This is a genomic window from Paenibacillus zeirhizosphaerae, assembly GCF_030705605.1.
Classification (GTDB): Bacteria; Bacillota; Bacilli; order Paenibacillales; family Paenibacillaceae; genus Paenibacillus; species Paenibacillus zeirhizosphaerae.
The window spans coordinates 86,419-102,393 of record NZ_JAPCKK010000016.1 but is presented as its reverse complement, the minus strand read 5'-3'; the positions used below and the strand labels follow the sequence as shown (position 1 = coordinate 102,393).

Genomic DNA, 15,975 nt, shown 5'->3' with positions numbered 1-15,975 from the left:
GGAGCGTCTTAGAACATCTAAAAGCGCCCCGCTGGTCAATGGACCCCCTTTGATTGCAAAAGCATCCAAAAGCTTGCGATTATATCCGTTACTCTCACGGGGAAAATGGATACAATTACCTGCATAAACCATTTACCTTACATGAGAGGGAGGATTGTATTATGAAAAGAAGGCCAAGGTTTGCGCTGCTGCTGGTTCTTTGTGCTGCAGTGCTGCTGTTTGCACCAGGCTCACTTGGTAATAAGAGAGCGGACGCCGCGCCTGCTTTTGCCAAGGGTGCAGATATCAGCTGGGTTGCAGGTATGGAAGCGCAGGGGTATACTTGGAAGGACAAGCGTGGTGTTCAAAAGGATGTTCTGCAAATTTTACGTGATGACTACCAAATGAACTCAGTACGCATCAGAGTTTGGGTAAATCCTAATATGAGCGATTATGCAAACGGATACATGAACGCGGAAAAGGCAGCCGAGCTCGCATCCCGTGCCAAAAAGCTCGGCATGAGTGTCATGCTGACGCTTCACTACAGCGACTCCTGGGCCGATCCGGGACAGCAGACCAAACCGTATGCGTGGAGAAGCTACACCTTCCAGCAGCTTATGGACGCGGTTTGGGCGCACACGGTATATGTGATGAACACGATGAAGCAGCATGGGGTAACGCCGGATTGGGTACAGATCGGCAATGAAACGAATAACGGCATGTTGTGGGAAGACGGCAAGGCTTCGGTGAATATGAAAAACTATGCCTGGCTGGTGAACACGGGACATAACGCGGTGAAGTCCGTGAGCAGCAGCACACAGACGATCGTACACTTGGCCAACGGTTTTGATCACTCCCTTTTTCAGTGGAATATCGGTGGTTTGATCAGTAACGGCGCTAACTTTGATATCATTGGCATGTCGCTTTATCCGTCCGCTTCGGACTGGTCCACAAAAGTAACACAAACAATCAGCAATGCTAATAATATGATCGCCACCTATGGCAAGCCAGTAATGATCACCGAAATTGGCATGGACTACAACGAGCCTGCCGCAGCCAAAAGCTTCATTTCCGACATCAAAACGAAAATACGCAGCATCCCTGGAGGTAAGGGACTGGGTGTCTTTTACTGGGAACCAGAAGCGACACCAGGTTATAATGAAGGATATAACAAAGGAGCCTGGCAGGCGGACGGCAAGCCGACCATCGCCCTGGAAGGATTCCTGAATTAATGAATAACAATATGGAGGAAACCAATGGAAACCATTCGTCATATGAATAAAATTCAAACACCATCCTGGCAGAAGCTGCTGGTCGAGCTGTACGGGCCTCATCAACTGGCTGTGCAGACAGACCGATACCAGCAACTGCTTGCGGGTTACCGGGAGCACTACGGGGAAGGGGACGCGCTAAGCTTGTTTAGCTCGCCGGGCAGAACGGAAATCGGCGGCAATCATACCGATCACAACCACGGCAAGGTGCTGGCAGCAAGCATTGATCTAGACACGATCGCTGCCGCTTTCCCAACAGAAGATTCCGTGATTTCAATTGTGTCTGAGGGTTATCCCGACCAGTACCGGATCGATCTTTCTGATCTGGAGCCAAAGCCGGAAGAAAGCGGAACACTGGCGCTTATTCGCGGCATTGCGGCAGGTTTTGTCGATAAAGGATTTAAGATTGGCGGCTTTAACGCCTATGTCAGCAGCAACGTGCTTTCCGCATCCGGCTTGAGCTCATCCGCTTCGTTTGAAATGCTGATCTGTACCATCATGAACACATTTTATAATGAAGGTTCACTTGATACGGTCATGATGGCAAAGATCGGGCAGTATGCCGAAAATCAGTTCTGGAATAAACCTTCAGGGCTGCTGGGCCAAATGGCCTGCGCCTATGGCGGACTGATCACCATTGATTTTGAAAATCCGGAGCAACCGGTTATCGAGCCTGTGAAAACACAGTTCCGCAATAAAGGATACTCGCTCGTGATTGTCAGTACAGGAGGCAACCATGCCGATCTGACGGAGGATTACGCTGCGGTTCCGGGTGAGATGAAGGCGGTCGCCAGGGCGCTTGACGGTGAAGTGGTCCGTGATTTAACCGTAGAACAAATTTACAGCAATCTGGGAACACTGCGCCAGCAGGTTGGAGACCGTGCTGTACTGCGGGCGCTCCATTTTCTGGAGGAGAACGAACGGGTAGAACAGGAAGTTGCCGCCTTGCAGACGGGCCGGTTGGAAGACTTTCTCCAGCTGGTTACTGCTTCGGGGAATTCCTCCTGGAAATGGCTGCAAAACGTATACCGTGAGTCGGAAGTGAAGGAACAGGGCATCGCTATTGCGCTTGCTTTGACGGAAATTTATCTGAGACGTATTGGCACCGGCGCCTGCCGGGTTCATGGAGGAGGCTTTGCGGGAGTCATTCTTGCGATTCTGCCGGAGGAGCATGCGGAGGATTATACAGCTTATATAAAGCGTGCACTTGCAACACCAGTGTTCAACATTCAGATTCGGGAGCAGGGTGCCGTTTGTCTTAATGATATGGTTAATGGATGATGTTTAACAACATATAAAAAATTATGTAAACAAAAAAACAAGAAAGACACTTTATGAACAAGGAGCTTCGATGAATAGGGGCTCCTTGCCTATTTGTATATCCTTTTTACATTTTCGATTGTTATAATGACTCTAACGCAGCACATGCGGACGAAGCAAGTTTTGCAGACTGCGAAAAGAAAGCGCTGTCTTAAATGCAGTGGTCCTATTTCTACATTTGGAGGATGCTCATGATGATGAAGAAATTGTTGTACGGTGTCGCCTATTATGACGAGTATATGCCTTATAACAGGCTGGAGCAGGATATCCGGATGATGAAAGAGGCGGGCATCAATGTGGTCCGGATTGCCGAATCAACCTGGAGCACGCATGAACCGCAGGACGGAGTATTTGATTTCACCTCAGTTGACCGGGTGCTGGACGCCATGCAGGCAGCGGGCATTCACGTTATTGTAGGAACACCGACCTACGCGGTGCCCACTTGGATGGTGAAGCAGCATCCTGACATCTTGGCGACAACAGAGAATGGACCCGGAAAATACGGAGCAAGGCAAAACATGGATATCACGCATCCTGCCTACCTTTTTTACGCTGAACGGATCATTCGCAAGCTGATTGGCAGAGTCTGCAAGCATCCGGCTGTCATCGGGTATCAGACCGACAATGAAACGAAGCATTATCATACCGCAGGGCCCAATGTGCAACTGCAATTTGTGAAATATATGAGAGAGAAGTTCAAATCGCTGGATGTAATCAACAAAACCTTCGGCTTGGATTACTGGAGCAACCGCATCAATAGCTGGGAGGATTTTCCCTCCGTGATCGGCACGATTAATGGCAGCCTGTGTGCGGAGTTCGCCAAATTTCAGCGCAAGCTGGTGACAGATTTCCTGAGCTGGCAGGTCGCTATTGTTAATGAGTATAAACAACCGCATCAATTTGTTACACAAAATTTCGACTTTGAATGGCGTGGTCATTCCTACGGGGTACAGCCGGATGTTGACCATTTTGCCGCATCGCAACCGTTTGATATTACCGGTGTGGACATCTATCATCCATCGCAGGATGATTTGACGGGCATCGAAATTTCTTTTGGCGGTGATATGGCACGTTCGACAAAAGGCAGCAACTATCTCGTGCTGGAAACCGAAGCCCAGGCTTTCCTGAACTGGGTTCCCTATCCCGGCCAGCTAAGGCTGCAGGCCTTCAGTCATCTGGCATCAGGAGCGAACATGGTGGCGTACTGGCATTGGCACTCTATACACAATTCATTTGAGACATACTGGAAGGGATTGCTGAGTCACGATTTTGAGCCGAACCCTGTATATAATGAAGCGAAAACGATCGGGAGAGATTTTGCCAGACTGTCGGATAAGCTGGTAAATTTGCAGAAAAATAATAAAACTGCCATTCTGGTCAGCAATGAATCGTTAACGGCGATGGAATGGTTCAAATTCAGTTTTACGAGCACTAAAAAATACAATGACGTGGTCCGGCTGGTCTATGATGAGCTTTATCGCATGAATGTCGGATGTGATTTTGTTGATGTGTCTGCTGAAAATTTTGACGGATATGACTTGCTTATCGTTCCAGCATTATATACCGCTTCGGACCGGCTGCTGGAACGCTTGAATGACTTTGTGCGCTGTGGCGGCCATATCATCTATACCTTCAAAAGCGGCTTTACCGATGAACATGTAAAAGTAAGGACCGTCCGCCAGCCGGGAATTATTAGTGAGGCTTGCGGAATTAGTTATCAGATGTTTGTTGAACCGAAGAGGGTGACCCTGAAGGGCAATCCGTTTAATGTCGAGCCGGAGGACAATGAGGTCCATACCTGGATGGAACTGATCACCCCGGACACAGCAGAAGTGCTCGCTTATTATGACCATCCGCACTGGGGCCAATATGCCGCGATTACGCAAAATACGTATGGCAAAGGCCAGGCTATTTACATTGGCTGCATGGTGAGCTCGCAGGTGATGCATAAAGTGTTGGCACATGCAGTTATACAAGCCGGGCTGTGGGGGGCGGACCAGAAACAGGCGTTCCCGCTGATTACGAAGACAGGTGTTAACGAGGCAGGTAAAACCATTCGTTATTATTTTAACTACTCGGATCATCCGGCGGAATGTGCATATCCGCACGGACAAGGGACAGAACTGATCGGGGGCACTCCGGTCCATACCGGCCAGACCATCGGGCTTGACCGCTGGGGGGTCAAGATCATCGAGGAAGGTTAAATCTGCAACTCAAAAGCCTCTGCCGATTCGTTTCCGTTGGCAGGGGCTTTTGGGAATGTTTCATTTTTCTAAAGCAATATTCACGGCCTCAACGGCATGAATCATTGTCGTATCGAATAATGGGGTTTCTGAGTCCTCTGGTTTAAGTAACAAACCAATTTCTGTACAGCCCAAAATGACTCCCTCAGCCCCATGATCAACCAGATTTTGAATTACTTTTTTATAATAATCCCTGGAGGGTTCTAGAATCTGTCCAAAACCTAACTCTTCATAAATGATTTTATTTACAATAACCCGCTCTTCGTCAGTGGGAATGAGCACCTTGATTCCGTTCGATTCTATTCGGGATTTATAAAAATCTTGTTCCATCGTGTACTTGGTACCAAGCAAACCAACAGTTTTTAGGTTAGAGCTTTTAATTTGCTTTGCTGTTGCATCAGCAATATGCAGAACAGGTATTTTTATCTGTTCTTCAATATGATCCACGACTTTGTGCATTGTATTCGTACAGATCACTATAAATTCCGCACCCGCTTTTTCTAAAGATGCAGCAGCTTTCCCTAATATTTGACCTGCATTTTCCCAGTTGCCTTCAGATTGGCAGCGTTCAATCTCGTCGAAATTCACACTGTACAACAGACACTTTGCCGAATGAAATCCACCTAACCTGCCATTTACCTCTTCGTTAATGATTCGATAATACTCCAGCGTAGATTTCCAAGTCATTCCACCTATAAGTCCAATAGTTTTCATAAGCCCTCCTTATAAGGCGTATTTTTACTTATCTCATCATTATTTTATTGAAAATCTTAGCAAGATATTGGCTGTTTCTATAATGGGTCAATCCTTGTCCCCACGTCAAGTTCCTGGCCCGCAAATTCGGGTCAAGCAGGGCGAAACGATCAAAGTTAACTTGAAGAGACGGCATTCCAGGCGTAACACAAAACGCGGTTCAACCGGGCCAGTCATTTACGTATGAGTTTAAAGCAGATGTCCCTGGCACCTACTGGTACCACTCGCATCAGGATAGTGTACTGCTGTTGCAGGAATGAAAGCTACCATCGCTTAGGAAGGTGCCCACCGGTTCCGATAAGACGTTTCCCGAAACCGAACCGATCAAGGTCAAGAAAGGAGGTGCCGTCAAAGTCCGCCTCGTCAATAACTCGAAAACCGAGGATCATCCGATGCATCTGCACGGTCACTTCTTTCAGGTGTTAAGCAAGCACGGGAAAGCGCTTGAAGGGTCTCTAATTGTTAAAGATACGTTGTTGCAGATCCCAACGCCGGAAATAAACCGGAGTAGTATCAAAAAATAGGATCAAAAATAGGGCGAGCCGAACAGATCCCTTTATGGATCATGATTCGGCTCGCCTGTTTATCATCGTATTCCAGATCAAAATCAGGTATAATACAGCCAAAAAGAACGGCATCATGAGGCTGGAACTATTTCCGCGAGTCTTTCAGGCATCTATTAATGAAAGCGCCTTCTTGATGCGAGGGCGTATTTTTTTTCACGATCTTTGCAGGGCAATCACTGCATGGGAAAGCAGGTGAATCTGCATTGTTAAAGCATCTTTTCCGGCGTTGTATCCATTCTGTGCGGCGCAGTATCCGCAGCAAGCTAATCATCACGATGGTGCTGCTCGCTGTACTGCCGATTATCGCCATAACGGCGCTGGCGGCCGAGAACAGCAGGGCTTCCATGGAGTCCGAGGTCATCAACACCAATTTGTCCAATCTGAAATGGACCGGCATTTATTTGGGGGAACAATTTTCGCAGTTGAACAATCTGATTTATACCATTCAGGTCAGTCCGGTTCTAACTGAGTATCTGGGAGACAGAGAACAAGACGATCTCTCAAGCCGTCTGGACGAGCAGCGCAAAATTTTCGAAATTCTGAACAGTGTCTATTATTCGGCAGGCAATCATGTGGTCGGGATCGGTTTATATGTGCATGAAACCAGCACCCTGTTCATGATCGATTCCATGGAGAACAATGTACGCACGCTTGCTGCGCCTCCTGTGGTCTATGGCGATCTCGTGCGGCAGAACAAGGATTTCATCATTGATACGACTGGCGATGATCCGGAAAAGTTCAGGCTGATCCGCAGCATCAACCGTTTCGAGAACCAGGAGAGGCTTGGGGCGATCACCCTGGAGATTCGCTGGTCGGCCTTTAACCAGACGCTGGAGCTACTGGGCGGAACGGAGAAGCAGCGTGTGTTGATTGCCGGGAATGACGGCAAAGTGCTTTACAGCCCATCGATTGAAAGCGCTTTATCAAAAGAGGCTGTGGAACGGCTGACTGCTGCAGGTCCCGGTCCGGGTTATTTTCGCACACCGCAGGAGTATGTATTTTACAATACCGTCGATCCGCTCGGTCTGCGGTTGGTCAAAATCATCCCCAAGCGGGAAATTGACCAAACCGCGATCGCTACCATGACCTATGGCCTGCTTGTGGGCACCGTGTCGGCAGCACTTTCGGTGCTGCTCGCCGTTTTTCTGGCCTGGAGAACGGCCCGGCCAATCGTTAAGCTTGTCCAATCGCTGCAGGGCATCGACCTTATCGATGAGCGTAAGGTGCTGCCTGCCCGCAGCGGAAGAACGGATGAGATCGGTTTGCTGGAGAACAACCTGCACGATATGGCCATCCGTATCCGCAGCCATATTCAGTATGAATACAAGATCAATCTGGAAAAAAGAACAGCAGAGCTTAAAGCGCTGCAATCGCAGATCAACCCGCATTTTCTGCAAAATACGCTGCAGCTCATCGGGGGTATGATCTTTGCACATAAGCCAGCGGACAGCTATGAAGTGATCCGCTCCTTAAGCGAAATGTTCCGTTATATCGTGCGTGAACCCGATCATCTGGCCTCCCTGCAGGCAGAGCTGAAGCACCTGCAGCATTACATGCATATTCAGCAAAAGCGGTTCCAAGGCCGGCTTCAATATACGCTGGATGTGGAAGAGGAGACGCTGCAGAGCGAGCTGCCCAAGCTGTCTTTACAGCCGATTGCAGAAAATGCATTTGCGCACGGACTGGAGTCCAGACCGGAGAATTGGAAGCTGAACGTATCGATCAAACGCAGCGGTACCGGCGTGCTGATCCGCATCAGCGATAACGGGGCCGGAATGGAGCCGGACCGGCTTGCGAAGCTGCGCAGCAAGCTTGCTTCAGATGCAGATGGTTCAGGCACAGGCGGCATATGGATGAGTGGAAAGAGCATCGGGCTGATTAACGTTGCGGCTCGCATCCGAATGCATTTCGGTCCGGCGTATGGAATCAGTATAAATAGCGAACCAGGCAAGGGCACGGACGTTTGCATTTGTGTTCCAAACGAATCAAGGGGGGCGGCGGAATGATGTTAAAAGTGCTTCTGGTCGATGATGAGCATTGGAACAGGGATATGATCCGGTCACTCGGAGAGTGGGATCATATTGGCTTGCAAATCGTTGGCGAAGCCGGGGACGGGATCGAGGCAGTACGGCTGACCGAAGCGTTAGAGCCCGAAATTGTCATTACGGATATGCGCATGCCCGCTGCTGATGGAGTGGAGCTGCTGCGTATTTTAAAGGAGCGTTTTCCGGAGATCAGGACGATTGTGATCAGCGGTTATGACGACTTTAATTATGCCAAGCATGCGTTAAAATACCGGTCGGTCGATTACCTGCTCAAGCCGATTGATCCACAGGAGCTTAACGCCGCGCTGCAAAAATGCAAAACAGAGCTGCAGGACAGCCAAAAATCCAGGCTGGAGCCGTTTGATCTTGAATGCTCGCAACGGCTCTCCGGTTATAAGCAAAGCTTGCGCTCTTATTTCCATGAATTGAACAGGGAGGGCATAACCGTCGTATTCGGACAGCTTCAGCAGGAGCTGCAGACTGATTCAGGCCATCGCAAGCTGGGGCGGGTTGTGCAAGAGCTGCTTCTTCATTTAAAAGAGCTGGTTGCTGCTGCAATGCCAGGGGCCGAGCAACAGGAGATCAGGGTGACACCGCATACGTTATCCTCCGCAGAGGCGGCGGTACATGACATGCAGCAGTACTATATGCAGGCGCTTGATGCGCTTATTCAGCAGCGCAAATTCAAGAACAAGCTGAATCTGGAGGAAATCCGGCAGTATATGGAGCAGCATTTTACCGAGCCGATTACGTTGGAGTTTCTCGCCAAGGTGTTCTTTGTCAGCAAAGAATATCTCAGCAAGGTATTTAAGCAGGAGTATGGGGTGAACGTGACCGATTATATTGTGCAGCTGCGGATGGAAAAGGCCAGGGAGTGGATCGTGCAGGAGCAGCATCCGATAAAAACGGTGTGTGAGATGGCGGGTTACGAGGATGTATCCTATTTTTACCGGGTATTCAAAAAGTATTTCGGAATTGCCCCCGGAGAAATGCGCAAACAGAATGAAGTTTAAAAATGTGCAATAATATGCTCTAAATCCGTCCAATGAAGCGCTTACATTAATGATTTACAATGAACTTGTGTACAAAAAGAAGAGTGAACATCAGGGAGGTCATGGATGTGAGGAAGCTATGGAAGGGTATAACGGGATCTCTATTGGCTGCCGTGCTGCTAGCTGGATGTGGTGCCAATGAGGGAACAAATGGGACTGAAGGCGGAGCCACGGCAGGGAACAGCGTTACGCTCAAAATGTTCATCGGCCAGCCCAGGTTTAAAGAGCACTACGATAAGTACATCGAACAGTTTAAAGCGAAGATGAAAGCAGAGAAAAATATCGACCTCACCGTGCAACTGGAAATGCCGCCCTCGGATAATGCAGCCCAGATTCTGAAAACCCGGCTTGCGTCCAATGATGCGCCTGACGTGTTCGCGCTGCATGCAGTTAATGAGATTCCGTCTTTCTACAAAGCCGGTTATCTGGAAGACCTGTCGGAGCAGCCGTTGGTGGATAAGATGCTGGACAGCGTGAAGCCGTCTGTAACGACAACGGACGGTAAAATCGTAGCCATTCCTATGGAAACGCTCGCTTGGGGTTTTCTGTACAACAAGAAAATTTTTGCAGAGCAGGGCATTAACCCGCCAACAACACTGACGGAAATGAAAACCGTGGTAGATAAGCTAAAGGCGGCCAATATAACTCCATTTGAAATCTCCTACAAGGAAGCCTGGATTCCACAGCTCTTCCTGCCGCTCGCAGCCGGTGCCACGATCAATACGGAAAACAAGGATTTCGTGGAACGCATGAATAATGACCAAGGTTCCTTTAGTGAAATTAAAGCTTCTCTGTTCGGTATGATGGATCTGGTCAACGCCAATGGCACGGATCGCGCCCTGGAGGTGGGTGGAGACGACGGAGCGGCCGCGTTTGCTGCCGGTAAAGCAGCGATGTGGGTGCAAGGCCCGTGGTATGCGGAGACGATTCTGAAATCCAATCCGGAGCTGGACTTTGGCGTAGCACCGTTGCCGGTCAGTGATAATCCGGATGCAACGATGATCGACCTAAGCACATCAACTTCGCTGGCCGTGTCTTCCTCCAGCAAGAACAAGGAACTGGCGCTGGCTTTTGTCAATTATGTGCTGGATAATCAGGATTCAAGCGCATTTTATCAGGCCCTGAAATTCAATCCGGTTGCCAAAACTCATACGTATGACAGCTATCCTTGGGTGAATGATGCCATGGAATATGTAAAAGCAGGCAAGTCCTATCAGGACCCGGCTATTCCACAGGCGGTGAAGGATGAGGCGGGTAAAGCGCTGCAGTCCTACTATGCCGGACAAATGTCCCAGGATGATGTCATTGCCGCGCTCGATAAAGCCTGGAAATCCTATAACAAAGTGAACAAATGAACCGGCAAGGGGGAAGCTGCTGTGTATAACGGGGGATACAAAAAATATATTTCACTGCTGCTATTTACGGCCCCGGCGTTTATTCTCTATGCGATCTTCCTGCTCATCCCGACGGTCGGCGGCATGTATTACAGCTTCACGGACTGGAACGGGCTCAATCGGAATTACGATTTCATCGGCTTGGCCAACTTCACGGAGGCGCTGCGGGAAGATCCAGATTTTATGAATTCCTTGTGGTTCACGCTGAAATACGTGCTCTTTATGATCATTTTGCAAAACGGAATCGCGTTGCTGCTGGCCGTGCTGATCGAGTCCCGCACAAAGAGCAAAGGTTTTTTCCGGACGATCTTTTTCATGCCCAACATGATCAGCACCATCATCAGCGCGTTTATGTGGACGTTTGTCTTCTCCCAGGTGCTGCCGCAGTTGGCCGAGCGGTTCGCCATCCTCTTTTTGGATCAGTCGTGGCTGGGTGATCCGCAGTATTCCTTTTATTCCATCCTGACGGTGTCGCTCTGGAATGGAGTAGGCTACATGATGATCATCTATCTGGCTGCCCTGCAGGGGGTTCCGCAAAGCCTGAAGGAAGCCGCGCTCATTGACGGCGCAAGTCCGCTGCAGACGCTGCACAGCGTGGTCCTGCCGATGATTACACACGCGGTCACCATCTGTTTTTTCCTGACACTGAACGGGGCCTTTAAAGTATTCGAGGTCGTTTACGGTTTGACAGGCGGAGGGCCTGGCCGCGCAACACAGGTGATTACGATGAACATTTACGAGGAAGCCTTCTCCAACAATTTCCGTTATGGTTATGCAAGCGCGAAATCTGTCATTCTGTTTGTCATCGTTCTGATTTTCACCTTGATCCAGATCACGGTCATGAAGAAAAGGGAGGTGGAGGCATGAGAAAACGCACAGCCAGCTCTCTGCTGATAACGCTGCTCCTGATCGTCGGAGCTGTCATTGCCTGCTTCCCCATCTACATGGCGGTCATCAATTCCTTCAAAAACCAGGGTGAAATGTTCATATCCTTTATTGCGCTGCCGACAACAATGCACTGGGAAAACTATGGGGATGCTTTTGCCAAAATCAATCTGCTGGGCAGCACGCTGAATTCAGCCACGATATCTGTCATCGGCATTGCTGGCATTATCCTCACTGCTTCTATGGCAGGGTATAAACTATCCCGCACACGGGGCAGATTGAGCGGCGCGATTTTTTTCCTGTTTGTCGCTTCCATGCTGGTGCCGTTCCATTCGATCATGATCCCGCTCACCCGCATGGCCAAGGCGATGTATGTGCAGGGCACAACCTATGGACTAGCTTTGATCTATATCGGGCTTGGTGTCAACATGGCGATTTTCCTCTATCACGGATTTGTCAAATCCATTCCGCGAGAACTGGAGGAGTCTGCCCAAATCGATGGCTGCAGCGAGTTCCAGACATTTTTCCGCATCATTTTCCCGCTGCTGCTGCCGATTACGGTAACGATTGCGATTTTGGACTTTCTGTGGATCTGGAACGATTTCCTGCTGCCCTTGCTGATGCTGACCGACGTGAACACGTACACATTGATTCTCTCTACCAATATGCTGTTTGGGGAGTACAACAAGGAGTGGCCCTTGATTCTGTCCTCGCTGGTGCTAACGGCGATCCCGGTGGTCATTATCTACGGATTCTTTCAGAAATTTATTATGGAAGGTATTGCGGAAGGCGCGGTGAAAGGCTAAAAAAACAATAGATTCAGAGGTTTAAAAGGCGAGCTGTTCCCGGTATTTTATCGGAGACAGGTCGCCCGCCTTGTTTTTGAAGACAAAACATCATCGCCAAACCAAGAATAAAGCAGAGCCGATTCCAAACGGTCAGAATAGCAAATTTCGACATAAAAAGTATATTGACATATATCATTTATATCAAGTAGATTATTTATGTGCCAGGTTTACCCAATACGGTTGGGGGAGGGGATGAGAAATATATATTAAGCCTTTTCAGCCGAACGGATGGTGTTAGGGCTGATCGGTCAGAGGAAATTTTTTTTCAACAGAATTGAAAGCGTTTACTAAGGGAGATGCTGTCACCTATACCATTGCGGAAACGGGGAGATTCTGATGGGATTGAGCAAATACAGAAAATTGGCTACGGTTTGTTTGATAACGGGGGGATTGTTGTTCAGCACAGCTTGTTCCAATGGAGGTGCGGGCACGGATGCAGGCGGGGAAAGCGGTAAAAATGTCATCAGCATTACGTTCCGCTCCGGCGGCGGAGCAAATGAGTCCTTGACACAGTGGCTGGAGCAGGAGGTTATTCCGGAATTCAAAAAAGCGCATCCGGATGCACAAGTAAAGCTGTCGCCGCTGAATGTGTCGGAGGGGGATTATTTTGCCAAGGTTGCGCTGATGCTGAAATCCGCCAACACCGCCCCGGATGTGGTGACAGAGGATACGTTCATGGTTAACTCGGATGCAAGCGCGGGTTATCTGGAGCCGCTGGATGACCAGGTAAAAGGCTGGAGTGAGTGGGAGCAGTTTACCGAGAACGTCAAAAGCGGAGTAATCGCCCAGGACGGTAAAGTGTATGGAGTCCCTTATAATACTGATGCCCGCGGACTATGGTATAACAAGCAATTATTCCAGCAGGCCGGCCTTCCGGTTCCATGGGAGCCCAAGACGTGGGATGACGTTTTGACAGCCGCCAGAACGATCAAGGAAAAGCTGCCTGCAGACGTCGTTCCGCTTTGGATGAACTCGGGTAAGGCGAGTGGGGAAGCCACTTCCATGCAGACCTTTGAAATGCTGTTGTACGGGACGGGGGACCCGCTGTATGATTCCGAATCCAAGAAGTGGATCGTGAAGAGCGAAGGCCTGACGAATACGTTCAAATTTATCGATCAGGTGTATGAGGAAAAGCTCGGTCCGAATCTGTCGCAGGTACTCAACGGTCAGGCGGGATCCGTGGCGTATCAGCAGCTTATGCCGAAGGGCAAACTGGCCATTGGTCTTGACGGGGTTTGGCAGATGGGCACCTGGCGGGAGGGTGGCTCAGCCCCATGGCCAGAGTCCAAGGATGTGATAGGTTTTGCGGCGATGCCAACGCAACAAGGGCAGGCACCTGGCTCTGTGTCCATGTCCGGCGGCTGGGCTTGGTCCATTCCGAAAAATTCGGACAATAAAGAGCTGGCCTGGGAATTTGTAAAGCTGGCGTCCAACAAAAAGCACAATCTGTCGCTTCTGCTGAAAGAGAACAACCTTTCTCCACGCAGCGATGTGTCCGAGGATCCGAAGTATCAGGCGATTCCGATGTTCAAGGAAGCTTCCGCTTTCCTGAAGAACACCCATTTCCGCCCGGCAGTCGATAAATACCCTTCCGTTTCCACCCAGATCCAGACGCTGGTCGAGGATGTCGTTACAGACAGATTGACGCCTGAGCAGGCTGCTGAACAGTATCAAGCGAATGTAACAAAACTTGTGGGTGAGGATCTTGTTACCACACGCTAACGGATGATGCAATGCTCCCTTTCCGTTAACCGGAAGGGGGCCAGTCAAGTCATTCTGGGCATGGGTTGTTACCAGCAGGTGAACAAGAGAGGAGTGTTACTGTGGCTGCAAATCCGGTTGTTTCCGGGACGGCGCGGACGAACAGCTCCGCAAGACGGGATTACACGGCGCTCAGGTCGGTGCTTTTTTTATTCCCTGCATGGGCGTTGCTGCTCGTCTTTTTTGCCGGACCGATTCTGTTAACGTTTTATTTTGCTTTTACGAATCTATCCTTGACAGGTACTGCCGCGCAAAATGTACAGTTTATCGGATTTCAGAATTTTGCAGCGATGTTCCAGGACCCGAATTTCCGGGTCAGCATGGTGAATACGATTCTTTTTTTACTGGCATCTGCTGTATTGGGCCAGCAGATTTTAGGCTTTATTCTGGCCCTGCTCATGAAGGAAAAAAATCCGACCTTCCGGCGCTTGATCGGCATTATTATAATCGCGGGCTGGGTCACGCCGGAAATCGTGGTGGCTTTTTGCTGGGTGGCCTTTCTTAGCGATAACGGCACCTTGAACGCCATGCTTGGATATGCCGGGCTGCAGCCGATAGCCTGGTTGTATACGTTTCCGATGGTCAGTGTCATCATTGCAAACATATGGCATGGTACCGCTTTCTCCATGATGGTGTTTCAGGCCGCGCTGGATGATGTGCCAAAGGCGATTGAAGAAGCAGCGGTCATTGACGGAGCGAGCCGGTTCCAGGTGCTTATCCGGGTGGTGATCCCGACGGTAAAGGGTTCGATTGTGACCAACATGATCCTGGTGACGCTGCAAACGCTGGGGGTGTTCACCCTGATCTATGCCATGACAGGCGGGGGGCCGGGGACGGCCACCCAGACACTGCCGATTTTTATGTACAATCAGGCCTTTGTCAATTATCAGCTTGGTTACGGCACAGCGATTTCCCTGATTCTGCTGCTGGTGGGTATCCTAGCAAGTCTGGTGTACATGCGTTCTATGAACGTCAAAGTATAGGGAAAGGCGAGTGAATAAGCGATGAACCGTTTGAAAGCCGAAAAAACCGCCTCCTATGGGGTCCTGACGCTTATAGGGGTGCTGTTCTTGCTGCCGCTGCTGTGGGTCATTTTTGCTGCGGTGGACCCGCATGCACAGCAGGCGTTGAAAATTCCGGATTCCTTAACAGTGCAAAATTTCACGTCGATCCTTACCGATTCTGCGAATATCCGCGCCTTTGTGATCGGTCTGCTTCTGTCCTTCGGGCAGGCGGTGCTGGTCGTTGTTGTGGCAGGGCTGGCGGCGTATCCGCTGTCCCGTTACAGCATGAAATACAAAAAGCCGTTCATGTACACGATTCTCTTCATGACCTCGCTGCCGATTACGGCGGTCATGGTGCCTGTGTATCAGCTCTTTATTTACCTGAAGCTGGATGATTCCCTTGTGGGCACGATGCTGTTTCTGACAGCCTCGGGTCTGCCCTACGGGATTTGGATGATGAAAAATTTCATGGATGCCGTTCCGATTGAACTGGAAGAGTCTGCCTGGGTGGATGGCGCGGCGGTATGGACAGGGCTGCGAAAAATTGTGGCCCCGCTGATGGTGCCGGGCATCTGTACGGTTGCTATTTTTACATTCTCAGGAAGCTGGGGCAACTTCTTCGTTCCATACATTTTGATTCAGACACCCGAGAATTTTCCCGCCTCCGTCAGCATCTACCAATTCTTCGGCAATTACGGCATGGTCGAGTATGGCAAGCTTGCGGCCTTTTCCCTGATTTATACGATGCCTGCAGTTGTGCTGTATATCTTCTCACAGCGTTATATGTCAAAAGGATTTAGTCTCGGCGGAGCATCCAAAGGATAGCAATTTCCACGTTGAAGGGAGCGACACGT

13 protein-coding genes and 1 pseudogene are annotated in these 15,975 nt (G+C 49.7%); 13 read left to right on the top strand and 1 reads right to left on the bottom strand.

Annotation, left to right across the window (positions count from 1 at the left end):
• Positions 1–161: 161 nt before the first annotated feature.
• The 3 genes from OIN60_RS10265 to OIN60_RS10255 all read left to right on the top strand — a co-directional run bounded on the left by OIN60_RS10265 (position 162) and on the right by OIN60_RS10255 (position 4,774).
• On the top strand, positions 162–1,211 hold the full coding sequence (locus OIN60_RS10265) for a glycoside hydrolase family 53 protein (RefSeq protein WP_305754778.1): 1,050 nt from the start codon (positions 162–164) through the stop codon (positions 1,209–1,211).
• Between the two features lie 24 nt (positions 1,212–1,235).
• Positions 1,236–2,531, top strand: a complete 1,296-nt coding sequence (locus tag OIN60_RS10260) for a galactokinase (RefSeq protein WP_305754777.1) — start codon at positions 1,236–1,238, stop codon at positions 2,529–2,531.
• A gap of 236 nt (positions 2,532–2,767) precedes the next feature.
• Positions 2,768–4,774, top strand: coding sequence for a beta-galactosidase (locus tag OIN60_RS10255; RefSeq protein WP_305755515.1), 2,007 nt, complete (start codon positions 2,768–2,770; stop codon positions 4,772–4,774).
• Between the two features lie 60 nt (positions 4,775–4,834).
• On the opposite strand, the gene OIN60_RS10250 is transcribed toward OIN60_RS10255, so the two are convergent.
• Positions 4,835–5,527, bottom strand: coding sequence for an aspartate/glutamate racemase family protein (locus tag OIN60_RS10250; RefSeq protein WP_305754776.1), 693 nt, complete (start codon positions 5,525–5,527; stop codon positions 4,835–4,837).
• Between the two features lie 112 nt (positions 5,528–5,639).
• Between OIN60_RS10250 and OIN60_RS22615 the strand changes: the two are divergent.
• The 10 genes and pseudogenes from OIN60_RS22615 to OIN60_RS10205 all read left to right on the top strand — a co-directional run.
• A pseudogene (locus OIN60_RS22615) lies at positions 5,640–5,808 on the top strand (multicopper oxidase domain-containing protein); the annotation flags it as partial.
• Between the two features lie 39 nt (positions 5,809–5,847).
• Positions 5,848–6,090 (top strand): multicopper oxidase domain-containing protein, encoded by a 243-nt coding sequence (locus OIN60_RS10245; protein ID WP_305754775.1) that lies wholly within the window; start codon positions 5,848–5,850, stop codon positions 6,088–6,090.
• Positions 6,091–6,335: 245 nt separating this feature from the next.
• Complete coding sequence (locus tag OIN60_RS10240) at positions 6,336–8,138, top strand: sensor histidine kinase (RefSeq protein WP_305754774.1); 1,803 nt, start codon at positions 6,336–6,338, stop codon at positions 8,136–8,138.
• Positions 8,135–9,190, top strand: a complete 1,056-nt coding sequence (locus OIN60_RS10235; RefSeq protein ID WP_370872462.1) for a response regulator — start codon at positions 8,135–8,137, stop codon at positions 9,188–9,190. Before OIN60_RS10240 ends, OIN60_RS10235 begins: the two co-directional genes overlap by 4 nt.
• A gap of 107 nt (positions 9,191–9,297) precedes the next feature.
• Positions 9,298–10,584: an extracellular solute-binding protein gene (locus OIN60_RS10230; protein ID WP_305754773.1), complete on the top strand. Its 1,287-nt coding sequence runs from the start codon at positions 9,298–9,300 to the stop codon at positions 10,582–10,584.
• Positions 10,585–10,605: 21 nt separating this feature from the next.
• Entirely contained in the window at positions 10,606–11,490 is an 885-nt protein-coding gene (locus tag OIN60_RS10225) for a carbohydrate ABC transporter permease (RefSeq protein ID WP_305754772.1), read from the top strand.
• On the top strand, positions 11,487–12,314 hold the full coding sequence (locus OIN60_RS10220; RefSeq protein ID WP_305754771.1) for a carbohydrate ABC transporter permease: 828 nt from the start codon (positions 11,487–11,489) through the stop codon (positions 12,312–12,314). The genes OIN60_RS10225 and OIN60_RS10220 overlap by 4 nt, the downstream gene beginning before the upstream one ends.
• A gap of 378 nt (positions 12,315–12,692) precedes the next feature.
• Positions 12,693–14,078, top strand: a complete 1,386-nt coding sequence (locus tag OIN60_RS10215) for an ABC transporter substrate-binding protein (RefSeq protein ID WP_305754770.1) — start codon at positions 12,693–12,695, stop codon at positions 14,076–14,078.
• A 101-nt stretch (positions 14,079–14,179) separates the two neighbouring features.
• Complete coding sequence (locus tag OIN60_RS10210; RefSeq protein WP_370872461.1) at positions 14,180–15,100, top strand: carbohydrate ABC transporter permease; 921 nt, start codon at positions 14,180–14,182, stop codon at positions 15,098–15,100.
• A gap of 21 nt (positions 15,101–15,121) precedes the next feature.
• Positions 15,122–15,946 (top strand): carbohydrate ABC transporter permease, encoded by an 825-nt coding sequence (locus OIN60_RS10205; protein WP_305754769.1) that lies wholly within the window; start codon positions 15,122–15,124, stop codon positions 15,944–15,946.
• The last annotated feature ends 29 nt before the right edge of the window (positions 15,947–15,975 follow it).

Excerpts from the sequence above, each read along its gene's own strand:
- OIN60_RS10220 (WP_305754771.1), top strand. The coding sequence starts at position 11,487 with ATGAGAAAACGCACAGCCAGCTCTCTGCTGATAACGCTGCTCCTGATC.
- OIN60_RS10250 (WP_305754776.1), bottom strand. The coding sequence starts at position 5,527 with ATGAAAACTATTGGACTTATAGGTGGAATGACTTGGAAATCTACGCTG.
- OIN60_RS10235 (WP_370872462.1), top strand. The coding sequence starts at position 8,135 with ATGATGTTAAAAGTGCTTCTGGTCGATGATGAGCATTGGAACAGGGAT.
- OIN60_RS10215 (WP_305754770.1), top strand. The coding sequence starts at position 12,693 with ATGGGATTGAGCAAATACAGAAAATTGGCTACGGTTTGTTTGATAACG.
- OIN60_RS10255 (WP_305755515.1), top strand. The coding sequence starts at position 2,768 with ATGAAGAAATTGTTGTACGGTGTCGCCTATTATGACGAGTATATGCCT.
- OIN60_RS10260 (WP_305754777.1), top strand. The coding sequence starts at position 1,236 with ATGGAAACCATTCGTCATATGAATAAAATTCAAACACCATCCTGGCAG.
- OIN60_RS10205 (WP_305754769.1), top strand. The coding sequence starts at position 15,122 with ATGAACCGTTTGAAAGCCGAAAAAACCGCCTCCTATGGGGTCCTGACG.
- OIN60_RS10265 (WP_305754778.1), top strand. The coding sequence starts at position 162 with ATGAAAAGAAGGCCAAGGTTTGCGCTGCTGCTGGTTCTTTGTGCTGCA.